This is a genomic window from Brevibacillus choshinensis, assembly GCF_016811915.1.
Taxonomy (GTDB): Bacteria; Bacillota; Bacilli; order Brevibacillales; family Brevibacillaceae; genus Brevibacillus; species Brevibacillus choshinensis_A.
Window position 1 is genome coordinate 3,765,428 of record NZ_CP069127.1, and the last position, 21,731, is coordinate 3,787,158.

The 21,731-nt window shown below is 51.7% G+C and carries 20 protein-coding genes and 2 riboswitches; of the genes, 6 read left to right on the forward strand and 14 right to left on the reverse strand.

What is annotated here, in order from left to right; all coding sequences use genetic code 11:
• Positions 1-54: 54 nt before the first annotated feature.
• The gene (locus JNE38_RS19000) at positions 55-534 is read left to right on the forward strand and encodes a CcdC family protein (protein WP_203255186.1); all 480 of its coding nucleotides are present in this window, start codon (positions 55-57) and stop codon (positions 532-534) included.
• Between the two features lie 109 nt (positions 535-643).
• On the opposite strand, the gene JNE38_RS19005 is transcribed toward JNE38_RS19000, so the two are convergent.
• On the reverse strand, positions 644-1,447 hold the full coding sequence (locus JNE38_RS19005; protein ID WP_203255187.1) for a VOC family protein: 804 nt from the start codon (positions 1,445-1,447) through the stop codon (positions 644-646).
• Between the two features lie 166 nt (positions 1,448-1,613).
• On the opposite strand from JNE38_RS19005, the gene JNE38_RS19010 reads away from it, so the two are divergent.
• Positions 1,614-2,756 (forward strand): CapA family protein, encoded by a 1,143-nt coding sequence (locus tag JNE38_RS19010; protein WP_203255188.1) that lies wholly within the window; start codon positions 1,614-1,616, stop codon positions 2,754-2,756.
• Between the two features lie 62 nt (positions 2,757-2,818).
• On the forward strand, positions 2,819-2,953 hold the full coding sequence (locus tag JNE38_RS30985) for a hypothetical protein (protein ID WP_275296589.1): 135 nt from the start codon (positions 2,819-2,821) through the stop codon (positions 2,951-2,953).
• Positions 2,954-3,016: 63 nt separating this feature from the next.
• Here the strand turns inward: JNE38_RS30985 and JNE38_RS19015 are convergent, their stop codons facing one another.
• From JNE38_RS19015 to JNE38_RS19030, 4 genes are all read right to left on the reverse strand, one after another.
• Positions 3,017-3,982: a threonine ammonia-lyase gene (locus tag JNE38_RS19015; RefSeq protein WP_203255189.1), complete on the reverse strand. Its 966-nt coding sequence runs from the start codon at positions 3,980-3,982 to the stop codon at positions 3,017-3,019.
• 26 nt (positions 3,983-4,008) lie between these two features.
• Positions 4,009-5,163, reverse strand: coding sequence for a M20 metallopeptidase family protein (locus JNE38_RS19020; protein WP_203255190.1), 1,155 nt, complete (start codon positions 5,161-5,163; stop codon positions 4,009-4,011).
• A 15-nt stretch (positions 5,164-5,178) separates the two neighbouring features.
• Positions 5,179-6,585, reverse strand: coding sequence for a YfcC family protein (locus JNE38_RS19025; RefSeq protein WP_203255191.1), 1,407 nt, complete (start codon positions 6,583-6,585; stop codon positions 5,179-5,181).
• Positions 6,586-6,762: 177 nt separating this feature from the next.
• Complete coding sequence (locus JNE38_RS19030; RefSeq protein WP_203255192.1) at positions 6,763-7,653, reverse strand: LysR family transcriptional regulator; 891 nt, start codon at positions 7,651-7,653, stop codon at positions 6,763-6,765.
• A 135-nt stretch (positions 7,654-7,788) separates the two neighbouring features.
• Here JNE38_RS19030 and JNE38_RS19035 point away from each other — a divergent pair, with 135 nt between their 5' ends.
• Positions 7,789-8,844 carry an ornithine cyclodeaminase family protein gene (locus tag JNE38_RS19035; protein WP_203255193.1) on the forward strand — a complete coding sequence of 352 codons (1,056 nt, stop codon included), beginning with the start codon at positions 7,789-7,791 and terminating at the stop codon, positions 8,842-8,844.
• Between the two features lie 31 nt (positions 8,845-8,875).
• A complete protein-coding gene (locus JNE38_RS19040) occupies positions 8,876-10,003 on the forward strand; it encodes an aminotransferase (protein ID WP_343071263.1) in 1,128 nt (375 codons plus the stop codon).
• Positions 10,004-10,062: 59 nt separating this feature from the next.
• Here the strand turns inward: JNE38_RS19040 and JNE38_RS19045 are convergent, their stop codons facing one another.
• From JNE38_RS19045 to zwf, 7 genes are all read right to left on the reverse strand, one after another.
• Positions 10,063-11,331 carry a homoserine dehydrogenase gene (locus tag JNE38_RS19045; RefSeq protein ID WP_203255194.1) on the reverse strand — a complete coding sequence of 423 codons (1,269 nt, stop codon included), beginning with the start codon at positions 11,329-11,331 and terminating at the stop codon, positions 10,063-10,065.
• A gap of 91 nt (positions 11,332-11,422) precedes the next feature.
• Positions 11,423-11,532, reverse strand: a riboswitch (SAM riboswitch).
• Between the two features lie 78 nt (positions 11,533-11,610).
• Positions 11,611-11,719: riboswitch (SAM riboswitch) on the reverse strand.
• 126 nt (positions 11,720-11,845) lie between these two features.
• The gene (locus tag JNE38_RS19050; RefSeq protein WP_203255195.1) at positions 11,846-12,361 is read right to left on the reverse strand and encodes a DinB family protein; all 516 of its coding nucleotides are present in this window, start codon (positions 12,359-12,361) and stop codon (positions 11,846-11,848) included.
• Between the two features lie 29 nt (positions 12,362-12,390).
• A complete protein-coding gene (locus JNE38_RS19055) occupies positions 12,391-13,674 on the reverse strand; it encodes a sensor histidine kinase (RefSeq protein WP_203255196.1) in 1,284 nt (427 codons plus the stop codon).
• A gap of 169 nt (positions 13,675-13,843) precedes the next feature.
• A complete protein-coding gene (locus tag JNE38_RS19060) occupies positions 13,844-14,467 on the reverse strand; it encodes a cyclase family protein (RefSeq protein ID WP_203255197.1) in 624 nt (207 codons plus the stop codon).
• A gap of 130 nt (positions 14,468-14,597) precedes the next feature.
• Complete coding sequence (locus tag JNE38_RS19065) at positions 14,598-15,590, reverse strand: Gfo/Idh/MocA family protein (protein WP_275296590.1); 993 nt, start codon at positions 15,588-15,590, stop codon at positions 14,598-14,600.
• Between the two features lie 15 nt (positions 15,591-15,605).
• Positions 15,606-16,508: a phosphogluconate dehydrogenase (NAD(+)-dependent, decarboxylating) gene (gnd, locus tag JNE38_RS19070; protein ID WP_203255199.1), complete on the reverse strand. Its 903-nt coding sequence runs from the start codon at positions 16,506-16,508 to the stop codon at positions 15,606-15,608.
• An 18-nt stretch (positions 16,509-16,526) separates the two neighbouring features.
• Positions 16,527-18,020 (reverse strand): glucose-6-phosphate dehydrogenase, encoded by a 1,494-nt coding sequence (gene zwf / locus JNE38_RS19075; protein WP_203255200.1) that lies wholly within the window; start codon positions 18,018-18,020, stop codon positions 16,527-16,529.
• Between the two features lie 479 nt (positions 18,021-18,499).
• Between zwf and JNE38_RS19080 the strand changes: the two genes are divergently transcribed.
• The gene (locus tag JNE38_RS19080) at positions 18,500-19,702 is read left to right on the forward strand and encodes a saccharopine dehydrogenase family protein (protein WP_203255201.1); all 1,203 of its coding nucleotides are present in this window, start codon (positions 18,500-18,502) and stop codon (positions 19,700-19,702) included.
• 67 nt (positions 19,703-19,769) lie between these two features.
• On the opposite strand, the gene kynB is transcribed toward JNE38_RS19080, so the two are convergent.
• Positions 19,770-20,393 (reverse strand): arylformamidase, encoded by a 624-nt coding sequence (kynB, locus tag JNE38_RS19085; protein ID WP_203255202.1) that lies wholly within the window; start codon positions 20,391-20,393, stop codon positions 19,770-19,772.
• 79 nt (positions 20,394-20,472) lie between these two features.
• On the reverse strand, positions 20,473-21,654 hold the full coding sequence (locus tag JNE38_RS19090; RefSeq protein WP_203255203.1) for an AAA family ATPase: 1,182 nt from the start codon (positions 21,652-21,654) through the stop codon (positions 20,473-20,475).
• Positions 21,655-21,731 lie beyond the last annotated feature (77 nt).

Genomic DNA, 21,731 nt, shown 5'->3' on the forward strand with positions numbered 1-21,731 from the left:
ACAATAGTGTATGATAAATATGATTGAGCGTAAAACTATTGGAGGGATTCTTCCATGCAAATACTTTCATCAACGGCACTCGGCATACTCGTACCTCTGGTTATGGCTACACTGGTGATCTTCGTACGGATGCGCAGGCAGAAAAAACCCGTGTCCGCCAGAAGCATCATTTTGCCTCCGTTTTTCATGGCGACCGGCTTTGCGATGTTCTTTTTCCCAGAAGCGGCTACACCGCCGATGTACGACTTTACGGCTTTTCTCGTCGGGATCGTCTTTTCGATTCCGTTGATCCTGACCTCCCGCTTTGAAATCGTCGGCCAGGATGTGTACCTGAAAAGGTCCAAAGCCTTTTTCATCATCCTGATGGGGCTTCTGGTCATTCGCCTGATTATTAAACTTATCATCAATGATTCGTTCACACCGATTCAGACAGGCGGCTTGTTCTTCCTCCTCGCATTCGGAATGCTGGTACCGTGGCGGATTGCCATGCTGTACATGTACCGCCAATTGACCAAGAAAGCAGCTAGAACCTAAGGCGAGGCTGGTCTAGAAGGAAAAACAAAAAGCGAGGGACTCCTCTATGAAGGAGTAACCTCGCTTTTTCTTGTAGTCTTTGACGATCCCGTTGTTTTTCTTACACCTTCTACAAAAGATAGGTCGCCCCAAAAACGCTGTCCTCGGCTTTCGCATTTCCTCCGCTCGCTTGCACGAAAAACGGCCGCTCCCCTCTTTTTTGCAGCGCTTCCTGTGTCTTGCCTTCCTTTCGCGGTTGGCAAAGTACGATGTCACCGCCAGGCACCTCAAACCTTAGGCAAATGGCCCCCAGTTGATCATCTGCATACGGTTCGCTTCTTTTCCAGTCAAACCAGCTCTCCCATTGCTTGGCAGCCGCTTCCAAGTCAGACACGGCATAGCCTACTGCCTGGATCGCCTCTGCGCCGTTTGGATGTGCTGCGATGACTCCGCGATTTTTCAGATCCACTCTCCGCTCGTCCTCTGACTCTTGCCATTCGATGAGAAACGGAGGCAGCATCCCTTTGCGCGGATCCTCCAGGAAGAGCATTCTCCAGCGAATGACCGTGCCGTCATCACGCGTTCGGCTTCCCGCGACTGGCCCCGTTACTTTCAGTCCGGCATGTTGAAGCTTTTCTGCCCACCAATCCATCTGTTGCGTCCGCAAGGCGATCTGTCCCAGCCCCTCGCCTCTGCTTTGTTCCCCGACAAGCTGGCGAATGAGGGGATTGTCTGATTGCTTGGCGAGCTCTTCTTGCTCCACTGCCAAAAACTCTACATAAGAGAGACCAAAGTAGCTCAGGCTATTCCAGGTGCCCCACATGGCATGCCTGCCCCCTGCTACGGCATGATATCCTTTTTGTCTAAAATGATCTGTTGCCTCTGCCGGAGTTCGGTGCAAAAAATGAACAACATGGTCTAATCGAAGCTCCATTGCCTTCCTCCCCTTTTCTTCACCCGACACTCGATCGTCGGGCAAATCAACTGCAAAAACATTTTGTCCATTGTACTTCTTCTGCCATGAAAAGGAAAGACTCTCCCGAACATGCTATAATGGACAAATATTTGGAGAAAGCCGACATTTTTCGTAAGGAGGAACCATGAGCCGAACGAATCAAACCAGAACAAGTCGCTACCGTGCGAAAAACAAATGGAATCGAGTGGGTAGGCGAACGATCCTCTTCAGTCTGATTGCCGTTCTCTTTGCGGGGATGTACGCTTTGGTCGACCGAATGTCCAGTACACAGGGGGAACCCTCACTGCCCGATACAGCTCCGGTACATGATCAGGTCGAGCAAGCGAAAGAGCCCACCCTCTCTTTAAGCTTTGCCGGGGATGTCATGATGTCGGGGAACGTGGAGAAAATCTTGCTCGAAAAGGGCTACGATTATCCTTTTCAGCATGTCAGCGAGCTGTTTTTGGCCGATGATTACACGATTGCCAATTTGGAGACGCCGATCACGGAGCGCGGTACTCCAGCTGACAACAAAGCCTTTGTCTACAAATCCTCTCCCTCAGCCGTACCTGCCATGAAGGGTGCAGGCATTGACGCCGTGAATTTGGCCAACAATCATTCCATGGATCAAGGAGCGGACGGCTTGCTCGACACGCTGCAATCCCTTGAGGACCACCAGGTGGAATACGTCGGAGCCGGCCGGAATCAGGCCCGCGCATACACTCCTGTCACGATCGAAAAAAATGGCATACGAATGGCCATCTTCGGCTTTAGTCGAGTCATTCCCGAATACAGCTGGTACGCAGGGGTGGACAAGCCCGGTCTTGCTGCTGTATACGACCCTACGCTTGCCGTGCAAGCCATCCAAAAAGCGCGGACGGATGCCGATCTTGTCGTCGTCATCGCGCATTGGGGCAAAGAAAAGGTAGACTACCCTGTGGATCATCAGACGACGCTCGCGCACGCCTTTATCGATGCTGGCGCAGATCTGGTCGTCGGCGGGCATCCGCACGTCCTGCAAGGCTTTGAAAAGTATAAGGACAAATGGATTGCCTACAGCCTCGGCAATTTCATCTTCACCCGCGCTGTCGAACCCAAAACATGGGAAAGCATGGTGCTCCAAGCCAGCTGTACGAAGAGTGGAGATTGCGAGCTCACGATGCTCCCTTATCATGCGGAGCTGGGACAAGCTGTTCCCATGAGCGGGGCTGACGGGGTAAGCCTGATTGACAGAATCGAGTCCATTTCCCAGCAGGTGCACATTTACCCGAATGGCCGAATCGAGTGAAACCTCGCATGCTCTCAAACGTATTCCTAAATAGAGAGACATACGGAAGGAGAGTGTGTCACATGACCGGAGTGATCATTGCTGTGGCAGCAGTCGGCGTATTTTTACTCTCAGGATACTTCCTGACGAAATGGGAAAAAGCCGTGTTCCCGAATAACCAGCAAAATGGAAAACCCGATAAGCAGGAAAAGAAATAGCAAGCAGACCCAACCAAAAAAGAACGTGAAGCCGCACGCACATGGGCCACGTTCTTTTTTTACTCAGGAATAGCTGTTGATGATTTTCCCCAGCTTGGCGGCGTCTACATTGCTGCCACTCACGATGTTCAGGACTTTCTTCCCTTTCAGCTGCGGGAGATGACCGTGCAGCAATGCCGCGATGCCCACAGCTCCCGAGCCTTCGACCATGTAATGATGCTCCTTGGCCATCCAGTACATCGCATGGGCCACCTGCTCTTCTTCCACAAGCACGAACTGATCGACAATCTGCAAGGCCATATCCAAATTCCCTTGGGAGATGCCCCCATGCAAGCCGTCCGCGAGGGAATCACTGTATGTCACATCCGCCAGCCTGCGCTCCTTGAATGAATAGTACCAAGGCGGCGAAGCATGTGTCTGGATGCCGATGACTTCTATCGAAGGATGAAGGGCTTTGGCAGCCACGGCAATCCCGCAAATCAGCCCGCCGCCTCCAGCCGGTACCACGATGGCATCGAAATCAGGCTGTTCCAGCAGCGCTTCGAGAGCAACGGTTCCCTGTCCAGCGATTATCTCGTTATCTTCAAAGGCATGCACAAACGTCCGCCCTGTCTCTTCCGCCAACCGATACGCGTGAGCCTCTGCTTCATCGTAATTTTCTCCGTAGACGACCAGCTCCGCACCGTATCGCTGAATGCCGGCACGCTTTGTTTCAGGAGCCGTCTTTGGCACGACGATGAGGGCCGAGACGCCAGTGAGCGACGCCGCATACGCGACACCCTGCGCGTGATTGCCCGCTGAAGCCGTGATGACTCCACGCGCAAGCTCGGACGCAGACAGAGAGGATAGCTTGTTCAGCGCTCCTCGCAGCTTGAAGGACCCTGTCTTCTGCAGGTTCTCCAGCTTCAGCCACACCTCTGACCCGACGTGCTGCGATAGGCTGTTCGACAGAATCAACGGGGTTTTCACAATTTCATGTGCAATCCTCTTATTGGCTTGCAATACGTTTTGCATGGTTACGTTCAACATCTTTTCTAACCTCCCATTTCCGCTTGTCAGTCATACCTTTGGACAAGCTCGATAAACAGTTCAATGGCCTGTGGAATAACCTCTTCGTCAATATCAAATCTCGGATGATGATGAGGGTACGCACTGGACTCCCCACCCATGCCGACAAAAATAAAGGCGCCCGGGCACCGCTGCAAATAGTAGGCGAAATCTTCCGCCGCCATCGTCGGTTCCAGATCATCCGCGTAGACAGATTGTCCAAATCTCTCACGGATGACCTTCTCCGCATAGCGACTCTTGGCCCGGTCATTTACCAACGCGGGCGGCCCCCAGCTGTACTCCATTCGGCCTGCAGCGCCATAGCTCGCCGAGATCCCCTCTACCATTCGCTGCAAGTGCGAGTAGATCCTTTGTCTCGTTTCCTCTGTCAGGCTGCGGGCAGTGCCGAGCATCACGGCTTCATTCGGGATGATATTGAAGGTGCTTCCACCCTCGATTCTCCCTACCGTCACGACAGCAGGTTGAAGCGGATTGATGGAGCGGCTGACCACCGACTGGATTCCCCCAATGATCTGACTGGCGATGTAGATCGGATCGATGGTCTCCTGCGGCATGGCACCGTGACCGCCTTTTCCCTCGATAGTGACGGTAAACTCGTCACATGCCGCCATCATCGAGCCATGGCAAACGCCGATCTTTCCTTTCTGCAAAGGCTGCCACAGGTGAATGCCGAAAATCGCATCCACCCGATCGAGCACTCCTTGATTGAGTAAAGCCACAGCGCCACTGGGATCTCGCTCCTCGGAGGATTGAAAGATCAACAGGACGTTCGGCTTCACCTCCAGCCGATGCTCCGCTAGCCATTTGGCCACCGCTAGCAAGACAGCTGTGTGTCCGTCATGCCCACAGGCGTGCGAGATGCCGGGTACTTTGGATCGATAGGGCTTGTTCCCCTCTTCCATCACAGGGAGCGCATCGATGTCGGCACGAAGCGCGATTGTCTTGCTCCCGTCCGTCCCTTGCACAAATCCTACGACACTCGGCTCCTCGTACGCTAGAAGGGGAATCCCCAGCTCCTCCAGCTGCCCTTTGATGTATCGGCACGTCTGAAGCTCCTGCCCCGACAGCTCGGGATACTGATGCAAATGACGGCGATGCCGCACTGCCCATTCACCGAGCTCTTTTTCTACCAATGCTTGCATGGCCAAAGCCCCCCGTCAAAAAGGTCCGTAACCGATGAGCTGTGCTACCACGACCGCCACCAAACCGATCGCGTACTGGGTCAAAATGAGCGGCAAGATCCATTTCGCCCAGCGCACCCATGGAATCCCGGCGATCGCAAGGCCAGCCATGAAATAGCCCGAGGTAGGGAAAATGATGTTTCCGATTCCGTCTGCCATCGAAAAACTGAGAACGGCCGTCTGGCGCGTAACCCCCACCAGATCAGCGAGCGGTGCCATAATCGGCATAGTCAGGGCAGCCTGTCCGCTTCCAGAAGGCACGATCAAGTGAATGATAGCCTGCAGCAGATACATTCCCACCACACTCAGGGCGGACGGCAAATGATGGATCGCCGAGGACGCATGGTACAAGATCGTATCGATGACATGTCCGTCTGTCAAAATCACCACGATGGCACGAGCCACTCCAATGATGAGCGCACCGGAAATCAGCCCGGCTGCCCCTTTCATAAAGGCATTGACCGCCTCGCCCGGTGAGAGTCTCCCAACAAAGGCAATGATGATGCCCAGTACCGTAAACAGTCCGGAAATCTCGGTGATGAACCATTCGAATTTCACGACCCCATAAGCCAGAAGCACGAAGTTAAACAGGAAACAGCCAAGGACAATCTTGTGCTTCGTCTCCAGCTTCTGATCCTGCGCTCCGATTGCATCGTATTTTCCGTCTGCAAAAAAGCCGTACCCACGATCCCGCTTCACTTTCATTGCGTAACGGTAGACAAAAAAAACGGAGACGGCGTACATGATCACGAATAAGAGGATCCGGTAGCCCATCCCCGAAAATGGCGGGAGTTCGGCAATGCTCTGCGCGATTCCCACGGTAAACGGATTCATGACCGCGGTCGTAAATCCGATCGATGCACCTACCAGAACAATGGCTGTCCCTGTGATGACGTCAAAGCCTAAGGCAATGGCGAGAGGAATCATGATCCCGATGTACGCCAATGTTTCTTCCGCCATTCCCATCAGGGCTCCACCCATCGCAAAAAACAGCATCATGATCGGTATCAGCCATTTTTCCTGATTGGCCAGCTTTCGAGAAAGAGTAGAGATAAGTGCTTCGATCGTACCTGTCGCTGTTAAAATGCCAAAAGTGCCGCCGATAATGAGGACGAAGAAAATGATGGATGACGCTTCTACCATCCCGGTGTGAATCGAACCAATGATGCCCATCAAGCTGACGGGAGTGGATTCGATTCCTTTGTAGGTATCGGGCACGACGACGCTTCGCCCATTGACCTCTGTCCGGGTAAACTCTCCAGCCGGCAGAATATACGTGGCTATCGAAGCGACGAGCAGTACCAGCAGGAGCAGCACAAACACGTTGATTTCCTTGGGCTTCTTATTCAGTGGCGTGTTCACGGAAACAGCAGGCTGTGACATGACAATATTCGACCCCCTTTTTCAAAATATTTCGTCTCCAAAATCGTAACACACTCGATTCAAGCCATCTAATTAAGAATGCCTATGGTAACTATTGACCCTTTCAATCATTTCGTTTTTTTCAAACAATAAAAAAGGCAGATTCCTCTGCAAAGGATCTGCCTCTACCCGACACTTCTATTTTTCTAACTGACCAAGTCCCGCCTCCGGCCACCCTTGAATAACCAGCTCCGCAAAGGAACGGATCGTCGTCTCATCCGAGCGGTCCTTCAGAAAGATGAGGTTGGTATCCAATCGCTGCTCCAGCTGATGCAGCGGGACGAGGGCTCCGGAATCCAGCTCATCCTTGATCAAATTGGCACTGATGAGGGCTACTCCCGTATGATTTAAAGCAGCAATCTTGATCGCTTCCTCACTGCTGCTCTCGATTGCTGCCGCAGGATGATAATTCAGTTCCGTGATGGACTGGCTGTGGAGACCATCGAGATTGTAGCTCTCTTTATAGATAAACGGGTAATGCTCCATGATGTAATCACGCTCATGCTTTTCGTAAATCTCCCGCGACGTAACCACCAGCAATTTTTCCTTTTCCAGCAGCCTGCTCTCGATTTCCTGTTTTCCGCTATCCCCAGCGATAATCCCGATGTCTGCTTCATTTGCCGTAATCATATTCACTGCATCGGCGCTGTTGCAAGAAACGAGCTTCAGCTTGACCTGCGGATGATGATGAACGTACATGCGGATCAGCTGGGACAAACAATGTGTCCAGTAGTACTCCGGTGCAGCGACCACCAGCGTACCATAAGGCCCGTCCAAGAGCTTGATCGCTTTGTCCATCTGAGAGACCACGGCAAACAGCTTGTCCACATGCTCCTTCATCATTTTGCCCGCAGGGGTGAGAAACGTCTTTTTCCCGACCCGATTAAACAAAGCATGGCCAATTTCTTTTTCCAGCGTCTGTATTTGCAGCGTGATCGTAGGCTGTGTATATCCGAGCAGTTCGGCAGCTTTGGTTAAATTGAGCTGGTCTGCCACTACCTGAAATGTTTTTAACGTACGAAGCTCCATCCCGCTCCCCCCAAGCACGTAAGTTCTCTAAGAATTCAATGGTTACTATTGAATACGCTAATTTCATTATTATTTTATTCTATGCTAAAGTCAAAGCCAGATCATGTAGACCAGATAGAGAGAGGGGAATTTAGCATGTTTCCATTCAGAGTGATCGACCAGGAAAGCGTAAAGAAGCTGCTCGATATGAAGCACGTGATCGAGCTGGTAGAACGCGCTTATACGTTGAAGGAACAAAAAGAGGCTTCATTGTTTCCCATGGTGTTTCATGAATTTGCTCCTGGGAAAGCGGATATGGACATCAAGTCCGGTCATTTGACGGGGGCTCATATTTTCGGTTTGAAGCTGGTTTCGTGGTTTGGGGACAATCCTGCGAAAGATCTTCCGGCTCTCGTCGGCTTTGTCTTGGTGCTGGACAGCCAAACAGGGGTACCCAAAGGCATGATGAGTGGCGAGCCTGTGACACTGATGCGCACAGGTGCTGCGGGGGGAATCGGGGCGAAATATTTCGCCAGACCGGAATCGGAGCATCTCCTTTTGGTAGGCTGCGGGCATTTGGCTGCCTACGAAATCATGGCGACTCTCATCACCATGAAGAACATCAAAAAAGTAACGGTCTACAATGCGAACTCCTATGAAAAAGCCGCAAACTTTTGTGCCACGGCAAAAGAAAGGCTCCATGAGATGTTTCTTACGCACTATCGGGATGACCGGGAGCTCTACCAGACCTTGCTGGATCGTATCGAGATTGAGTACGCGGCGACAGACGACATACGAGGGGCGACTGGGGAAGCAGACATCATCATCACTGCCACCCCATCGCACAAGCCGCTCATCATGAAAGAATGGGTCAAACCCGGCACTCATTTCTCCTGCATCGGCGCGGATATGGCAGGAAAACAGGAAATTGATGAGAATCTGTTTACAACCGCTCGCGTCTTCGTGGATGACGTAACGCAGGCCATCAACGTCGGTGAAACCAAAGTAGCCGTCCAAAAAGGTCTGATCTCCAAAGAGGATATTGTCGCTGAAATCGGAAGTGTCATTCTGGGCCGAACGCCAGGCCGCCTGTCCGATCAAGACATCACTATCTACGACAGTACGGGAATCGCCCTGCAGGATCTGATCACTGCAGACTACATTCTCAAAAAAGCGGAAGAAAAAGGCATAGGTACGGTCGCCCAGCTGTAAGCCCATTTCGGGTCATGAAAAAGGAGGAAGCATGATGGATATTAAGCTGTTTGCAGTAGAAGACTGGATGAACAAGTACGAAATGAGTGCAACCTACAACATTGCAGAGACGTGCGTGGATTCATTGACCATAGAAGAGCTCATCTCCATCGACGGTACCAATCCCGCTGACTTTTTCCGTTCCCTCTATGATAAAAAGCTGACGTACGGCCATATCGAAGGCTCTCCCGAGTTCCGTACTCTCGTCTCCGAGCTGTATGAAACCATCGATTCGAAGCAAGTGCTCGTCATGAACGGAGGCATCGCCGCCAACTTCCTCGTTTTCTATTCGCTCGTGAAGCCCGGCGACCATGTCATTTCCGTCCACCCTACCTATCAGCAAATATATGATGTACCGAAATCTTTCGGAGCTTCCGTTGATTTGCTCCATTTGAAGCCGGAAAACGGCTACTTGCCTGACCTGGACGAGCTGCGCTCCCTCGTTCGGGAAAACACGAAGCTGATCTGCATCAACAATCCGAACAATCCTTCCGGTGCAATCATCGAACGCGAGCTTCTGGAGGGAATCGTGGAAATCGCACGTTCCTGCGGGGCTTACCTGCTGTGCGACGAGGTGTATCGCAATCTTTTGCAGGAGGATGACCTCATCGTCCCATCCGTCGCCGATCTGTACGAAAAAGGGATCAGCACTTCTAGCATGTCAAAAGCCCTCTCGCTGGCTGGACTTCGCCTCGGGTGGATCGCGGCCCCACAGGATGTGATCGAGGAATGCATCAAGCACCGCGACTATACGACGATCAGTGTGGGGATGCTCGATGATATTTTGGCGGTACACGCCATGAAAAACTACGATCGGATTCTTGGACGCAATCGCAAAATCATCAAGGATAACCTAGCCATTCTGGATGCGTGGGTGGCCGGGGAGCCTTCCGTCACATACGTAAAACCGCGTGCAGGTACGACCGCGATGCTGAAAGTGGATCTTCCGGTTACATCCGTAGACTTTTGCAAGGGTCTGCTAAAGGAAACCGGCGCCTTCCTGACTCCTGGCAGCTGCTTTGATTTGGAAGGCTGGGTACGGATTGGCTATGCTTGCGAAACAGAAATGCTTCGCCAAGGACTGCAGAAAGTATCCGAGTACATCCGTTCCATTCGTTAACGAAACAAGGCTGTGGAGATATATTTCTCCGCAGCCTTTTGCATTCTGTAGGACGTGCTTCACTCAACGCTTCCTAGCAAGGGGAAGCATCGGACCTGCAAGCCAAAATCCGACTGTAACAATTCCTCGTGCTCTGCACGCATGCCGCTGGTGATCAATCCGGCACGCAGAACTCCTCCTAGGTCGAACTGTACCTTGAGCTTGTGTACGTCCACTCCCGCGTGACGCAAAAAGTGCAAAACGCGATCGGGCGTCGCCGCAGGTGCGGAGCCTTCCAGGTAACAGAGGGAATGGTCCCCGTTTTGCTGGGTTACCGAACCTGTCGCCGCCTCCGTTTCCTTCCACTCCGGATGCGGAGTGAACGGCTGTGTCAGCAGGTAAGCCAGGTCCTCCACGACTGCACTCGCAGTCGGCAATTCCCCTGCTCCTCTGCCTGTAAACAGAAGATCTCCCACAATATTCCCCGACAACTGCACAGCATTGAACGCGTCCTGGATTTGGGCCAGCGGATGGTTCGTCGGCAGCATGGTCGGCTCTACCGATAAGCGAATGCCTTCCGGAGCCTGCTGGGCCTGGGCGATCAGCTTGATCCGATACCCGAGCTCACTCGCGATGCGGATCTGCCCGGAGGTTAGGTCTGCAATGCCCCTCCTCTTCACCTCGGCGAGCGGCAGCGACTCTCCGTAGACGAGCTGAGCTAAAATGTACAATTTGTACATCGCATCAAAGCCTTCCACGTCCGAGCGAGGGTCCGCTTCGGCATAACCCAGCTCCTGCGCCTGTCTGAGAACCTCCTGGTACGGCAGCTGCTCGGTCTCCATTTTCGTCAAAATGAAGTTGGTCGTGCCGTTCAGGATACCGCGCACGCCGTTGATGTCATTGGTGCGGAGGAATTGGCGCAGAACGCTGAGGATGGGAATCCCGCCCGCTACACTCGCTTCATAAGCCAAATGGACCTGATGACGATTGGCCAGATCCACGAGCTCGGTTCCTCTTTTCGCTAGCAGCTCCTTGTTGGCTGTGACCACATGACATCCCTTTTCAATCAAAGCGCGGACATAATCATACGTCGGCTCGACTCCACCCATGACCTCCACCACAATGTCCACATCACTCTTGAGCACTTCTTCAAAGTCAGTGGTCAGCACAGATCTGTCAAGCTCCACGGCTCTTTCCTTTTCCGAATCGCGCACCAGCGCTTTGACGATCTCGATCCGTTTTCCCAAGCGTGAGGAAAGCTTCTCCTGTTGGGAGCGGATGGTTTTGATCACACCGCCACCTACCGTTCCCAATCCCAACAGCCCTACCTTAACAACTCCAGCACTCATCTCATTCACCCCATCAGCAGTCTGTCAAACAAAACAAACAAAAAACCTTCTTCGATAAGAAGAAGGTTGGTTGGCATCGCTGCATTCCCTCTCCTTATCTCCCAGGACGCAAGCATCCTGCAGGAATTGGCACCTTGTCACCTACTACGTGACGGTTGCCGGGCTTCATCGGGCCAGTCCCTCCACCTCTCTGGATAAGAAAGTATGTAGTTTTGAAGAAATCAAAAAAACCTTCTTCGATAAGAAGAAGGTTCTCATTCACGTATACGAGTGACCCGCTTCTTATCTTTCGAGACGTACAGTCTCGCAGGAATTGGCACCTTGTCACAAACTTCATGACGGTTGCCGGGCTTCATAGGGCCAGACCCTCCACCTCTCTGGATAAGAACTAGTATGCTGTTGAAGTTTATTCTAAGAAATTCCATCCGATCCGTCAACACAAAATTCACGCTATTTCGGAACGAATGCACCCAAGCCGCCCTGAATGATTGAAGCGAAACTGGCGGAGCTATTTCTAGAGATGATATCTTTCCGAAAGAAGCTTGCGGTGATGGAGCTCATGGCCCGCGATGATGTAGGCCAATGCCCTCGCCGAGAGTTCGCTGTTATTGGCAAGCCCCCTGCGCGTCCAGGCTTCCTCGGGCACCCCATTTATGAGGGCAAGCGTGGATCCGCGCACCGCCCGGAACTCCTCCAGCAGCGCTGACATCGGACGCGAGTCAAAGGAGCCCTGAAGCACATAAGCCTCATCTTCATATCCGGCCAAAGGAGTCTCGTCTCCTCTGGCAATCCTCAGCAAACGATAGCTCATGATTCTCTCCGTGTCGATGAGATGTCCGAGCACTTCTTTTACCGACCATTTTCCAGGAGCGTAACGGAAAATCTCCTGCTCATTTGTAAGACCAGAGAGCATCATTGCGGTTTCCTCCAGCTGACGGGATAACCATTCTGGCAAACTCCCATCTGGAACCAGAGCAATGTATTTCCCATAGTAAGCGGCGTATTCGTCACTTGTCGGCCGATTCATCATCTTATCTTCCTCCTTTTGATTGGTTGCGATCAACCCGTACTGGCAGCCGGCGCCTCCTCTTCAAAGTCATACAGCGGGAGTGATATGGTAAAACGAGTCCCCGCTCTCGGCTCGCTTTGAACAGCTACAGAGCCCCCGATAGCGCGAATCACCTGAAAAGAGTAGGTCAATCCGAGGCCAGTGCCGCTTGATTTCGTAGAATAATAAATAGACCCGAGTCGACTGATCTGGTCAGCACTCATTCCCACTCCGTTGTCCTTGATGATCAAAAGTACGCTTCGGTCAGCCAGATTCAGACTGATTGACACCTTGGCATGCGGAATTTCCACGCAAGCTTCGATCGCATTTTTTATAAAATTCATGAGTACCTGTTTGACCTCATCCCCATTTGCGATGATCCATACAGGGACCACCGGCTTATGCTCCAGCTCGATCTCAACATTGCTCATGATGGCATAAGACGACATGACGTCCATGATCACCTGCACATGCTGCGATAGATTGGTTTTTCCTGTTTGCTTGCCCGGAGGCTTGGAGATGGATAGATATTCGGATAGCACCGTTTCGGTTCGATCGATTTCCATGAGACTGATGTCGATGTATTGTTCCATCTTTCCGTGCTCCAACGAGCCGTACCGTATCAACTGCAGAAAGCCTTTGACAGCGGTGAGCGGATTCCGGACCTCATGAGCGAGAGAGGCAGCTACATGGCTGATCGCCTCGAACTTTTCATTTTGTGAATAGGTGATAAAAATGGCTTTATCGGCAATCGCCTTGTGAAACAACGTCGTCAAGAGCCAGATGCCAACCATATATTGAAGGGGAAAAACCACTAGATGTTCCAAGAGGTAATTCTGTACCAGGTCTGGATGGTTCACGTACAAAATAAAAGTAGGATGGATGGATAAGACGATCCCAGCCATACAGGTGACGAGCGATGTCCGTCGCGTGTTTTTATAAACCTGGTTAAACAGTAAGGACAAGAAAAACGTGCACAAAAAAATGCTGGAGCCCACCCAAATGCCTTCTCCTCCCATGTACAATCGATAGAGAAAAAATTCCACCAGGAGAATGCAACCCGTTTGCAAACCGCCAAATACCACTCCAAAGTACATGATGATGTGGCGGACATCAAAATAAAAACCAGAACCCATGCTGCACGAGAAGGTCATGGCCAATAACAGGGAAAGAGAGCTCGTCGCGATGATAAATTTTTTGCTGTAATTTTGAAGTTTGTCCCGGTAGTAAACGTTAAACAGGATAAAAGGTAAAAGAGCGAAGAAGAGCTGCAGCATTACGTGCTTCATAATCATGACCGGGATCGCCTCTTCGTCTTCATTTTACTAGCCACTATTACCTTCTAAAATGGCATGAGTTCGATATGTTCTTGATTCGATACTTTTTTTAGGATTCCTTCAAATGGAAAAGGTGGAACATATGCATATTTTTGCTTTATAGAAGGTAACGCTGCGCTAGAGGTGTCTACGTGGTCGTGACGCCTTCCAAAAGCAAGACTCTAGCAGGCGCAGCATCTGTCCCGACCAGCTTTAGAGGGGCGGCCACCATGAAGTAATCCCCTTGGGGTACTTCCTTCAAACGCAAGCCTTCGATAATAATGACGTTGGCTGCAAACAATGTTTTGTGCGTGGGGTGACCTTCCTGACTGCGCTCGATTCCGAGGGCATCTGTTCCCAACCCTCGCACTCCCAAGCTCGCCAAGTATTCGGCTCCATCCATGGCCAAATACACGAATTCAAATGAAAACGCCTCATCCCATGAGTTCTTCGTTTTGAACAGGAGGAAATCGTCCGTGCCAATGGAAAACGGCTCCAGGTCTGCACGGGTAATTTTGTCCTCTACATGGGTGAGATCCAACACTTTGCAGGATCCCACCAATTTCTCCAACGCAATCGTTTCAAAGGTTTCTCCATCCGTTACCATGTGAAGCGGCGCATCCACATGCGTGCCCGTATGGACGTCCAATTCAATTCGGGACTCCGTCACGTAGCCATTGGTGACAGGCTTGATTCTCGGTTGTTTCTCCGGTTTGTTTTTGTACACCGTCATTCCTTCATAAATCGCGCCTGTTACATCGTACATCTTCATCGCATTCGCCCCCCAATTCATTCTCACCATGACTGCATAACAGCTTTTTCACCATCTATTCCCTGAAGATTCGGAAAGCAGCGACTCCTAACCTTACGTCCGCTTCTCGTTGCCATTGTTCCAACAGATACTAGTCTGCATTCGATCGGTCCGCAGGGTATGCAAGTCCGACCTGTTTTCTCACCTCATCCATAATTTCCATGGCGATCAGTGTATTCTCATGGGAATTCGTAGGCGACTCCAGCAATCCCTTTTGGACCAGCTCCATAAACTCCCGGATCTCGTAATGCATCAGCTGGGATGTCTGAGGTCTCGTGACATCCTCCACCCTTCCATCTCGGTAACGGATTTCGATCTTCTTCAAATGATTGATTTTGTCGATGACCATCGTGGCGTCCTCCCCCTGAATTTCAGCAGGCAGAAACGAATCCGAGATTTTCGAGTAGATCACCACTGCTTCTTTGTCCTCATATTTCATCAGGATGCTTCCTTCACCGTCGACACCTGAATCGAGCATGATGGCCTCCCCTTTCACTGAGGAGGGCTTCCCGAACAGGACGACCATCGGGTACAGACAGTAGATCCCGATATCCATCATCGCCCCGTTTGAAAAGGCCGGATCAAACGCGTTGAGGACGGTTCCTTGTTTATAAGCATCGTAGCGAGACGAATATTGGCAGTTCCCTGCAAAATACCGGCGGTTTTTCCCCAGCTTGGGAAGGTTGTCCTGAATCGCCCGGAAATTCGGTGCGAGCGTCGATTTCACCGCTTCCATGAGCAGTACGCCGCTTTCCCTCGCAGCAGCAACCATCGCTCGTGCTTCGTTTGCATTGGACGCTAACGGCTTTTCGCACAGCACGTGCAGCCCCTGCTTCATGCACTGGATCGCTTGCCTGGCGTGAAAAGAATTGGGACTGGCGATGTACACGGCATCGATCTCCTTGCTAGCAGCCATCGACTCAACGTCCGTGAAAATCAAGGGGGCACCGTGCGTCTGCGCGAAAGATCTGGCTCGTTCTTCTGTACGAGAATAAACTGCCGCCAGGGAAAACCCCTCTATCTCTTTCCCTGAACGAATAAACTCTTCCGTGATCCAATTGGTTCCAATTACGCCAAATCTCATCACAGTCGCTCTCCTCTAGTTTTTTTCCGCCTTTTCCACCGCATGTCCGCCAAACTCGTTACGCAAAGCCGCTACGACTTTCCCTGTAAACGTATCCGTCTCCAAGGAGCGATACCGCATCAACAGGGACATCGCGATGACCGGTGTGGCGGCTTGCAGATCCAGCGCTGTTTCAACCGTCCATTTTCCTTCTCCGGACGAGTGCATGACCCCTTTCAGCTCATCCAGCTTGGCGTCTTTGGAAAAGGCGCGCTCTGTCAGCTCCATGAGCCATGAACGAATGACGGAGCCGTTGTTCCATACCCGCGCTACTTGCTCAAAGTCATAAGAGAAACCGCTTTTTTCCAGCACCTCAAACCCTTCGCCAATCGCAGCCATCATGCCGTATTCGATGCCATTATGCACCATTTTCAAGAAATGACCACTGCCGGCTTCCCCCGCGTACAAATAGCCGTTTGCTACCGCTGTGTCGCGAAAGACCGGCTCGACCACTGCCCATGCTTCCGGATCTCCGCCTACCATGTAGCAGGCTCCGTGGCGTGCCCCTTCCATTCCGCCAGACGTCCCTGCGTCCATATAATGTACGCCCGCCTCTTTCATTTGATGGTAGCGGCGTATGGTTTCTTTATAGTGTGAATTACCTGCTTCGATCACGATATCCCCTGGTTGCAGCAGCGGAGTCAATTCTTCCAATACAGAATCGACGATCGCATGGGGAACCATGATCCAGAGCACTCGGGGTGCCTCTAGTAGTGAGACGAGCTCTCCCAAGCTATTGGCACCGCTCGCCCCGTACCCTTTCATCGCTTCTACTGCTTCCGCATTTACGTCGAAGGCCACCACTTCATGCTGATGATCGAGCAAATTTTGTCCTAAGTTCAGGCCCATTTTTCCTAACCCGATAAGTCCGATCCTCATTTTCGTTCCCTCCTGTCGTTATGAATGGCTCGCGACGGGCTCTCGCCTCGGGGCTTGGTCCAGCCACCACTGGAAGCCGTCAGCCGTAAGCAATTTCTCCGCAGCGTCTGGACCGTACGAGCCCGCCGGGTAAAAGTGCAGCGGCACGAGATTTTCCCGAAAAGCCGCAAGAATAGGCTCCACCCACTTCCAGGACAGCTCCACTTCCTTCCAGTGGGCGAAGTACGTCGAATCTCCTCTCAAAGCATCAAACAGAAGCAATTCATAGGCTTCCGGCACACCCGCAGTCCCTGCGGAAAAGTCCACGGTCACAGGCTCAATCTTGCCGCTATTGGACGGATTCTTACTATTCACTTGCAGGGCGATACCCTCATTTGGATGCACGCTGATGATGAGCAAATTCGGCGCAGGCTTGTCCTGATGATGATGGTACAGACCTTCCAAAGGATTTTTGAATTCAATCACGATTCTCGTTGATTTTTCCTTCATCCGCTTGCCTGTCCGTATGTAGAACGGGACACCTTTCCAAAACGGATCATCAATCCAGACACGGGCAGCGATAAACGTATCCGTCATCGAGTCAGGGCGAACGCCTGGCTCTCCCCGGTAATCGACGGCAGGCTTGTCCGAAATTTCTCCAGCCGCGTATTGGCCACGCACCACATGCTGGGCCACTTCTTCCTTTTGCAGGGGGCGTACGGCTTCCATCACCTGGCGTTTCTGCGCCCTGATGTCATTGGCGGAGATCCGTTTGGGGACATGCATGGCCGTCATCATCAGCATTTGCAGCAGATGATTTTGCACCATGTCGCGAATCGCTCCAGCCTGATCGTAATAGCCAGCCCGTTCTTCTACCCCAACTGTTTCACCTGCCGTGATTTGCACATTGGCGATATATTGATTGTTCCAAAGCGCCTGAAAAACTGGATTGGCAAATTCCAAAGCCTCCAGATTTTGCACCATCGGCTTGCCAAGATAATGATCGATCCGGTAAATTTCCTCTTCCGCAAAGGCGGCACCGAGCTTTTCGTTCAATTGCTGCGCTGATTTCAGATCATGGCCAAATGGCTTTTCGATAATCAATCTCTTCCAGCCCTTCGTCGTTCCGAGGCCGCTTGTCTTGATGCTGGAGCTGATCACATCGAAAAATTCCGGGGCTACCGACAAGTAAAACATGCGATTTTCCGCTATCTGCAGCTCCGCTTCACGTTGTGCCACCAGCGATTGCAAAGGCTTGAATGCTTCCGGATCCGTCACGTCGACAGCACAGTACCGGAACGCTTGGACAAACTCGTCCATTTCCTCCATCTCGGCTCGGCGCGAAAAGGTTTGAACAGACTTTCTGACACTCGCTTGAAACTCCTCGTCTGACCAGTCCCGTCTGCCTACTCCGATGATGGAAAAAGGGGACGGCATTTTTTGGTCGAGATATAAATTGTACAAGGCAGGGTAAATTTTACGCTTTGCCAAGTCTCCTGTAGCACCAAACAACACAAAGCTCATCGATTCCAAGTGCGATCCCGCCCCTTTCCTCCATTTTTTTCCGCAGTGCTGCTACTAGTTCACATCGTTATTATTAGAGAAAACATGCAGGTAATCAAGTACTCACTTTGCTCAAGCTTTGGATGGGAGAGGTATTATTTCACGTTTGGCATCCCGTCCGCTTGTTTATTCTGGCCTGTATCCACGTAGTTTCTCCCCCACTGATCCATCAAATCCCCTTCATAAAGCCGATCTTTTCTTCAACCTGCCGCATGGGACTTACGGGGCTTCACATATACATGTACCAGTGGGGATCTCTCACAACAGAAATCCAAGTGAGAGCCCCGCACGAAAGGAGGAGGATTCCCATGCGAATGAGGCTTCGACCCAGAGAGCCCATCGACAGTGCAGCAGACGTGCAGGTACACCCTGCAACCATTGACTTGTATTTGCAAAAATGGCTGTTTCGAATGCGAAGATAGTGGATTCCAAATTAGGAGGAGGACTCAATGAGAGTCGCAATCTTAGGTGTCGGTGGTGTGGGACAAGTAAGTGCGTGCGAGCTGATTAAATCGTCACATGTGAGAAAGCTGGTCTTGGCGGATATCTCGATTGGTCCTGCGGAGGAGCTGGCTGTAGAGCTTCGCCGGGAGACCGATATTGAAATTGTCGTGAAACGTGTGGACGCCCGCGACGTTTCCAGTGTGCAAGCCATCTTGGATGACATTGACGTGCTTTTGCATATCGGTTTGCCTGAAAACAATTTTGATGTCATGAAGGCGTGCTTGAATACCCGAACGCATTATATCGATACGGCATCGGCCGGCCCGCAGTGGCTGCGCAAGCAACTCGCATGGAATGATCAGTTTCGGGCGGCAGGCATACTCGGCATCATGGGCCTTGGGTGCGATCCCGGCTTTTCCAACATCGCTGCCCGCTACGCCGTCGACCAGCTGGATGAGGTAGATGCGATTCTCATTCGTGACGGCGACAATTCGATTGTGGATTACGACGGTTTTTGCTCGTATTTCAGTCCGCAGACCGCCATTCAGGAATGTCTGGCCAAACCGAATTACTGGACGGCCGCGAAGGGGGAACAGTATTTGCCTACTCCCTTTGCCAACAAAGAAGAATTTGAATTTCCGGAGCCGATCGGCTGGCTCGATTGCTATCATGTGGAGCACGAAGAGGCGACCACACTCGGCGAGACCATCGGCCGGGCCAAGGGGTGCAAATACGTGGATTTCAAATACGCCCTGCATCCTGATTTTGTCAATACCTTGCAGGTACTGCGTTACTTGGGCTTGGATAGTGACGAGGAAATTGAAGTAAAAGGCGTGAAGGTGGCCCCGCGTGATGTCGTCGTGACTTCGATGCCCAAGCCAGCAGATTTGGCTGGGAAAATCCATGGCTATTCCAGTGTGGGAGCGCTCGTCAAAGGAAAAAAGGATAACAAGCGAAAAGAAGTTTACGTCTACACGATCGCCAATCATGACGAGGTGTTCTACAAAACCGAATTCCAGGCAACCATCTGGCAAACCGGCATTCCTCCCGTCGTTGCCGTGGACATGATTGCGGAGGGCCTGCTCACGACCACCGGCTGCATCCCCCCCGAATTGATAGACCCGATTCCGTTTCTCGAAAAATTGAGAGCACGCGGCATGGTCTGGGATGTCATCGAGAAGACCTCCCCCCTTTTGCAGATCACGTAGTACGTAAGTTGACATACAAAAAAACCGTTTGCGCAGCGATGGGGCGCCAACGGTTTTTTCATTCGCTTTATTTGATCGTCCGCAAAACGGCCCTTACCGGACTTCCATCCGCCTCCACCAATGGGAGTGGCAACGCTATGAGCTCGTAGTCGCCAGGCTCTACATGATCAAGCAAAAGACCCTCCAGTATATGTATATCGTGTTGATGAAGCCCATGATGCGCATGAAGCTCCTTGCTGTCCAATGGATCAACGGAAGGCACATCCACTCCGATCAGCCGAATTCCTTTTTCTGCGAGAAAGGAGGGCAGATCAGCACGAAGGTGGCAGATCTCCTCCGGAAAGCGGGTCGGATCAGTCCACGAGCCAGTGCGCAGCAATAGTCGAGTCACGCCAGTCAGATCAAGCTGAAGCAGATCCTCAGCACCAATGCTCGATTTTCCCGAGACATCGATCACTCTAGCTACCCCTATGTATAGCTCCACATCCAAATCCATCATCTTTCTGCCATCGTCATCAAAATGAAACGGTGCATCGACATGGGTACCCGTGTGGATGCTCATAGCCAATTTGCCCACATTTACGGAGCCACTCTCTGCTTTCGGCCAATTTACCACATACGTGAACGGAGTATCCCCCGGCCAAGTCGGAACTCCCGTGAGAAGCGGACGAGATATATCAAACACCTGCATGCGGACTCCCCCTAATGGACGCTGTTTATACAAAGCGTACCGAATAGTCGACATCGTGTCAATATTCGTTTCATCCGAGTCAAATTCGGTTGTTTGCTGCCAAAAAGCGTTCCACTCCGTCATACTGCCCTTTATCATTCGCGTATTTGACATAATGCTTCGCTGTGCGCAGCCATTCAATCGTGGTCGGCCTCGTTGCCGCGATCGACTCGCGCAGATCACTCATTTTGATTGGACGTTCGATGCCAGCAGATAACAAATCATGCAAGACTTGCTCATGGGCAAGCTCCACGACATACTCGATATCCGCCCCCGAATAAAGGTCCGTCCAGCCCGCCAACTCTGCATAGTCTATAGGCTCAGCCGCTCTGCCCTGCAGCTTGAGCCGAAAGATGACTTCGCGCGCCTGTACATCTGGCGGTCCCACAAATATCAGCTGGTCAAAGCAGCCGGGCCGATGAAAGCCGGGGTCCACGTCCCACGGCATGTTGGTCGCCCCCATGAACAAAAGCTTGTCTGTCCGGGTAAGCGCTCCCTCGATTTCCATCTGGAGATAATCGGCAACTCCCTTTATCCACACAGAAGAGAGCTTCTCCTGTGAATAGCCGAGGGCATCTATCTCATCGAAAAACAAGACGGCTGGCTTTTGAGTGCGTGCTGCCTGAAACAAGGAACGTATATGATGCTCGCTCGCCCCTGCTCGCGAGTCGAGGAGATCTGCTGTATGGACGTGAAGAAATGCCGCCCTGCATTCTCCCGCGGTTGCCTTTGCCAAAAATGTTTTCCCGCACCCTGGAGGCCCATACAGCAAAACTCCGGTCCCCCTCCTATGGCGCAATCGCTCATGAGTGGCCGTAGCAAGAAACGGCTGGACCATTTTCATCCATACGGCCTCTTTCACCTCCTGAAGTCCCCCGACCTGTGCAAAGCTGAAGGATTTATCAAGCGTGGCGATTCGCCTATCTATCTTTTGATTTCTCTGATTTTTCCCCCCCTCGATCAGATGCAGTTTGACGGGAAGGTTCGCATACTCAGGCGCTTTCCCGCCATCTCGCCGCTGATTCGGCCAGCTTAGCTTATTCAGCTCGTCCACAATGTTGTCCTTCAGCTTTTCATCACCATAGGCCAGCGCTTGCGTAAAAGCTGCGAGCGCTTCTCCCCGGTCCCCAATCTCTGCATATTCCAGACCCAGAAGAAACCATGCCGACGCATTTTTTTGATCGATGGTAACCATGGTTTTCAAGACTTCTATCTTCATCATGTGCTTCATCCTCTATGAACCATTTTGCATGATCGATTGTAGGAAGCTGCCCGGAACCCGATTCGCTGTCATTCCAT

Bases quoted from the DNA above. Each gene is read 5' to 3' on its own strand.
- JNE38_RS19000 (WP_203255186.1), top strand. From the start codon at position 55: ATGCAAATACTTTCATCAACGGCACTCGGCATACTCGTACCTCTGGTT.
- JNE38_RS19005 (WP_203255187.1), bottom strand. From the start codon at position 1,447: ATGGAGCTTCGATTAGACCATGTTGTTCATTTTTTGCACCGAACTCCG.
- JNE38_RS19010 (WP_203255188.1), top strand. From the start codon at position 1,614: ATGAGCCGAACGAATCAAACCAGAACAAGTCGCTACCGTGCGAAAAAC.
- JNE38_RS30985 (WP_275296589.1), top strand. From the start codon at position 2,819: ATGACCGGAGTGATCATTGCTGTGGCAGCAGTCGGCGTATTTTTACTC.
- JNE38_RS19015 (WP_203255189.1), bottom strand. From the start codon at position 3,982: ATGTTGAACGTAACCATGCAAAACGTATTGCAAGCCAATAAGAGGATT.
- JNE38_RS19020 (WP_203255190.1), bottom strand. From the start codon at position 5,163: ATGCAAGCATTGGTAGAAAAAGAGCTCGGTGAATGGGCAGTGCGGCAT.
- JNE38_RS19025 (WP_203255191.1), bottom strand. From the start codon at position 6,585: ATGTCACAGCCTGCTGTTTCCGTGAACACGCCACTGAATAAGAAGCCC.
- JNE38_RS19030 (WP_203255192.1), bottom strand. From the start codon at position 7,653: ATGGAGCTTCGTACGTTAAAAACATTTCAGGTAGTGGCAGACCAGCTC.
- JNE38_RS19035 (WP_203255193.1), top strand. From the start codon at position 7,789: ATGTTTCCATTCAGAGTGATCGACCAGGAAAGCGTAAAGAAGCTGCTC.
- JNE38_RS19040 (WP_343071263.1), top strand. From the start codon at position 8,876: ATGATGGATATTAAGCTGTTTGCAGTAGAAGACTGGATGAACAAGTAC.
- JNE38_RS19045 (WP_203255194.1), bottom strand. From the start codon at position 11,331: ATGAGTGCTGGAGTTGTTAAGGTAGGGCTGTTGGGATTGGGAACGGTA.
- JNE38_RS19050 (WP_203255195.1), bottom strand. From the start codon at position 12,361: ATGATGAATCGGCCGACAAGTGACGAATACGCCGCTTACTATGGGAAA.
- JNE38_RS19055 (WP_203255196.1), bottom strand. From the start codon at position 13,674: ATGATTATGAAGCACGTAATGCTGCAGCTCTTCTTCGCTCTTTTACCT.
- JNE38_RS19060 (WP_203255197.1), bottom strand. From the start codon at position 14,467: ATGAAGATGTACGATGTAACAGGCGCGATTTATGAAGGAATGACGGTG.
- JNE38_RS19065 (WP_275296590.1), bottom strand. From the start codon at position 15,590: ATGAGATTTGGCGTAATTGGAACCAATTGGATCACGGAAGAGTTTATT.
- gnd (WP_203255199.1), bottom strand. From the start codon at position 16,508: ATGAGGATCGGACTTATCGGGTTAGGAAAAATGGGCCTGAACTTAGGA.
- JNE38_RS19080 (WP_203255201.1), top strand. From the start codon at position 18,500: ATGAGAGTCGCAATCTTAGGTGTCGGTGGTGTGGGACAAGTAAGTGCG.
- kynB (WP_203255202.1), bottom strand. From the start codon at position 20,393: ATGCAGGTGTTTGATATATCTCGTCCGCTTCTCACGGGAGTTCCGACT.
- JNE38_RS19090 (WP_203255203.1), bottom strand. From the start codon at position 21,654: ATGATGAAGATAGAAGTCTTGAAAACCATGGTTACCATCGATCAAAAA.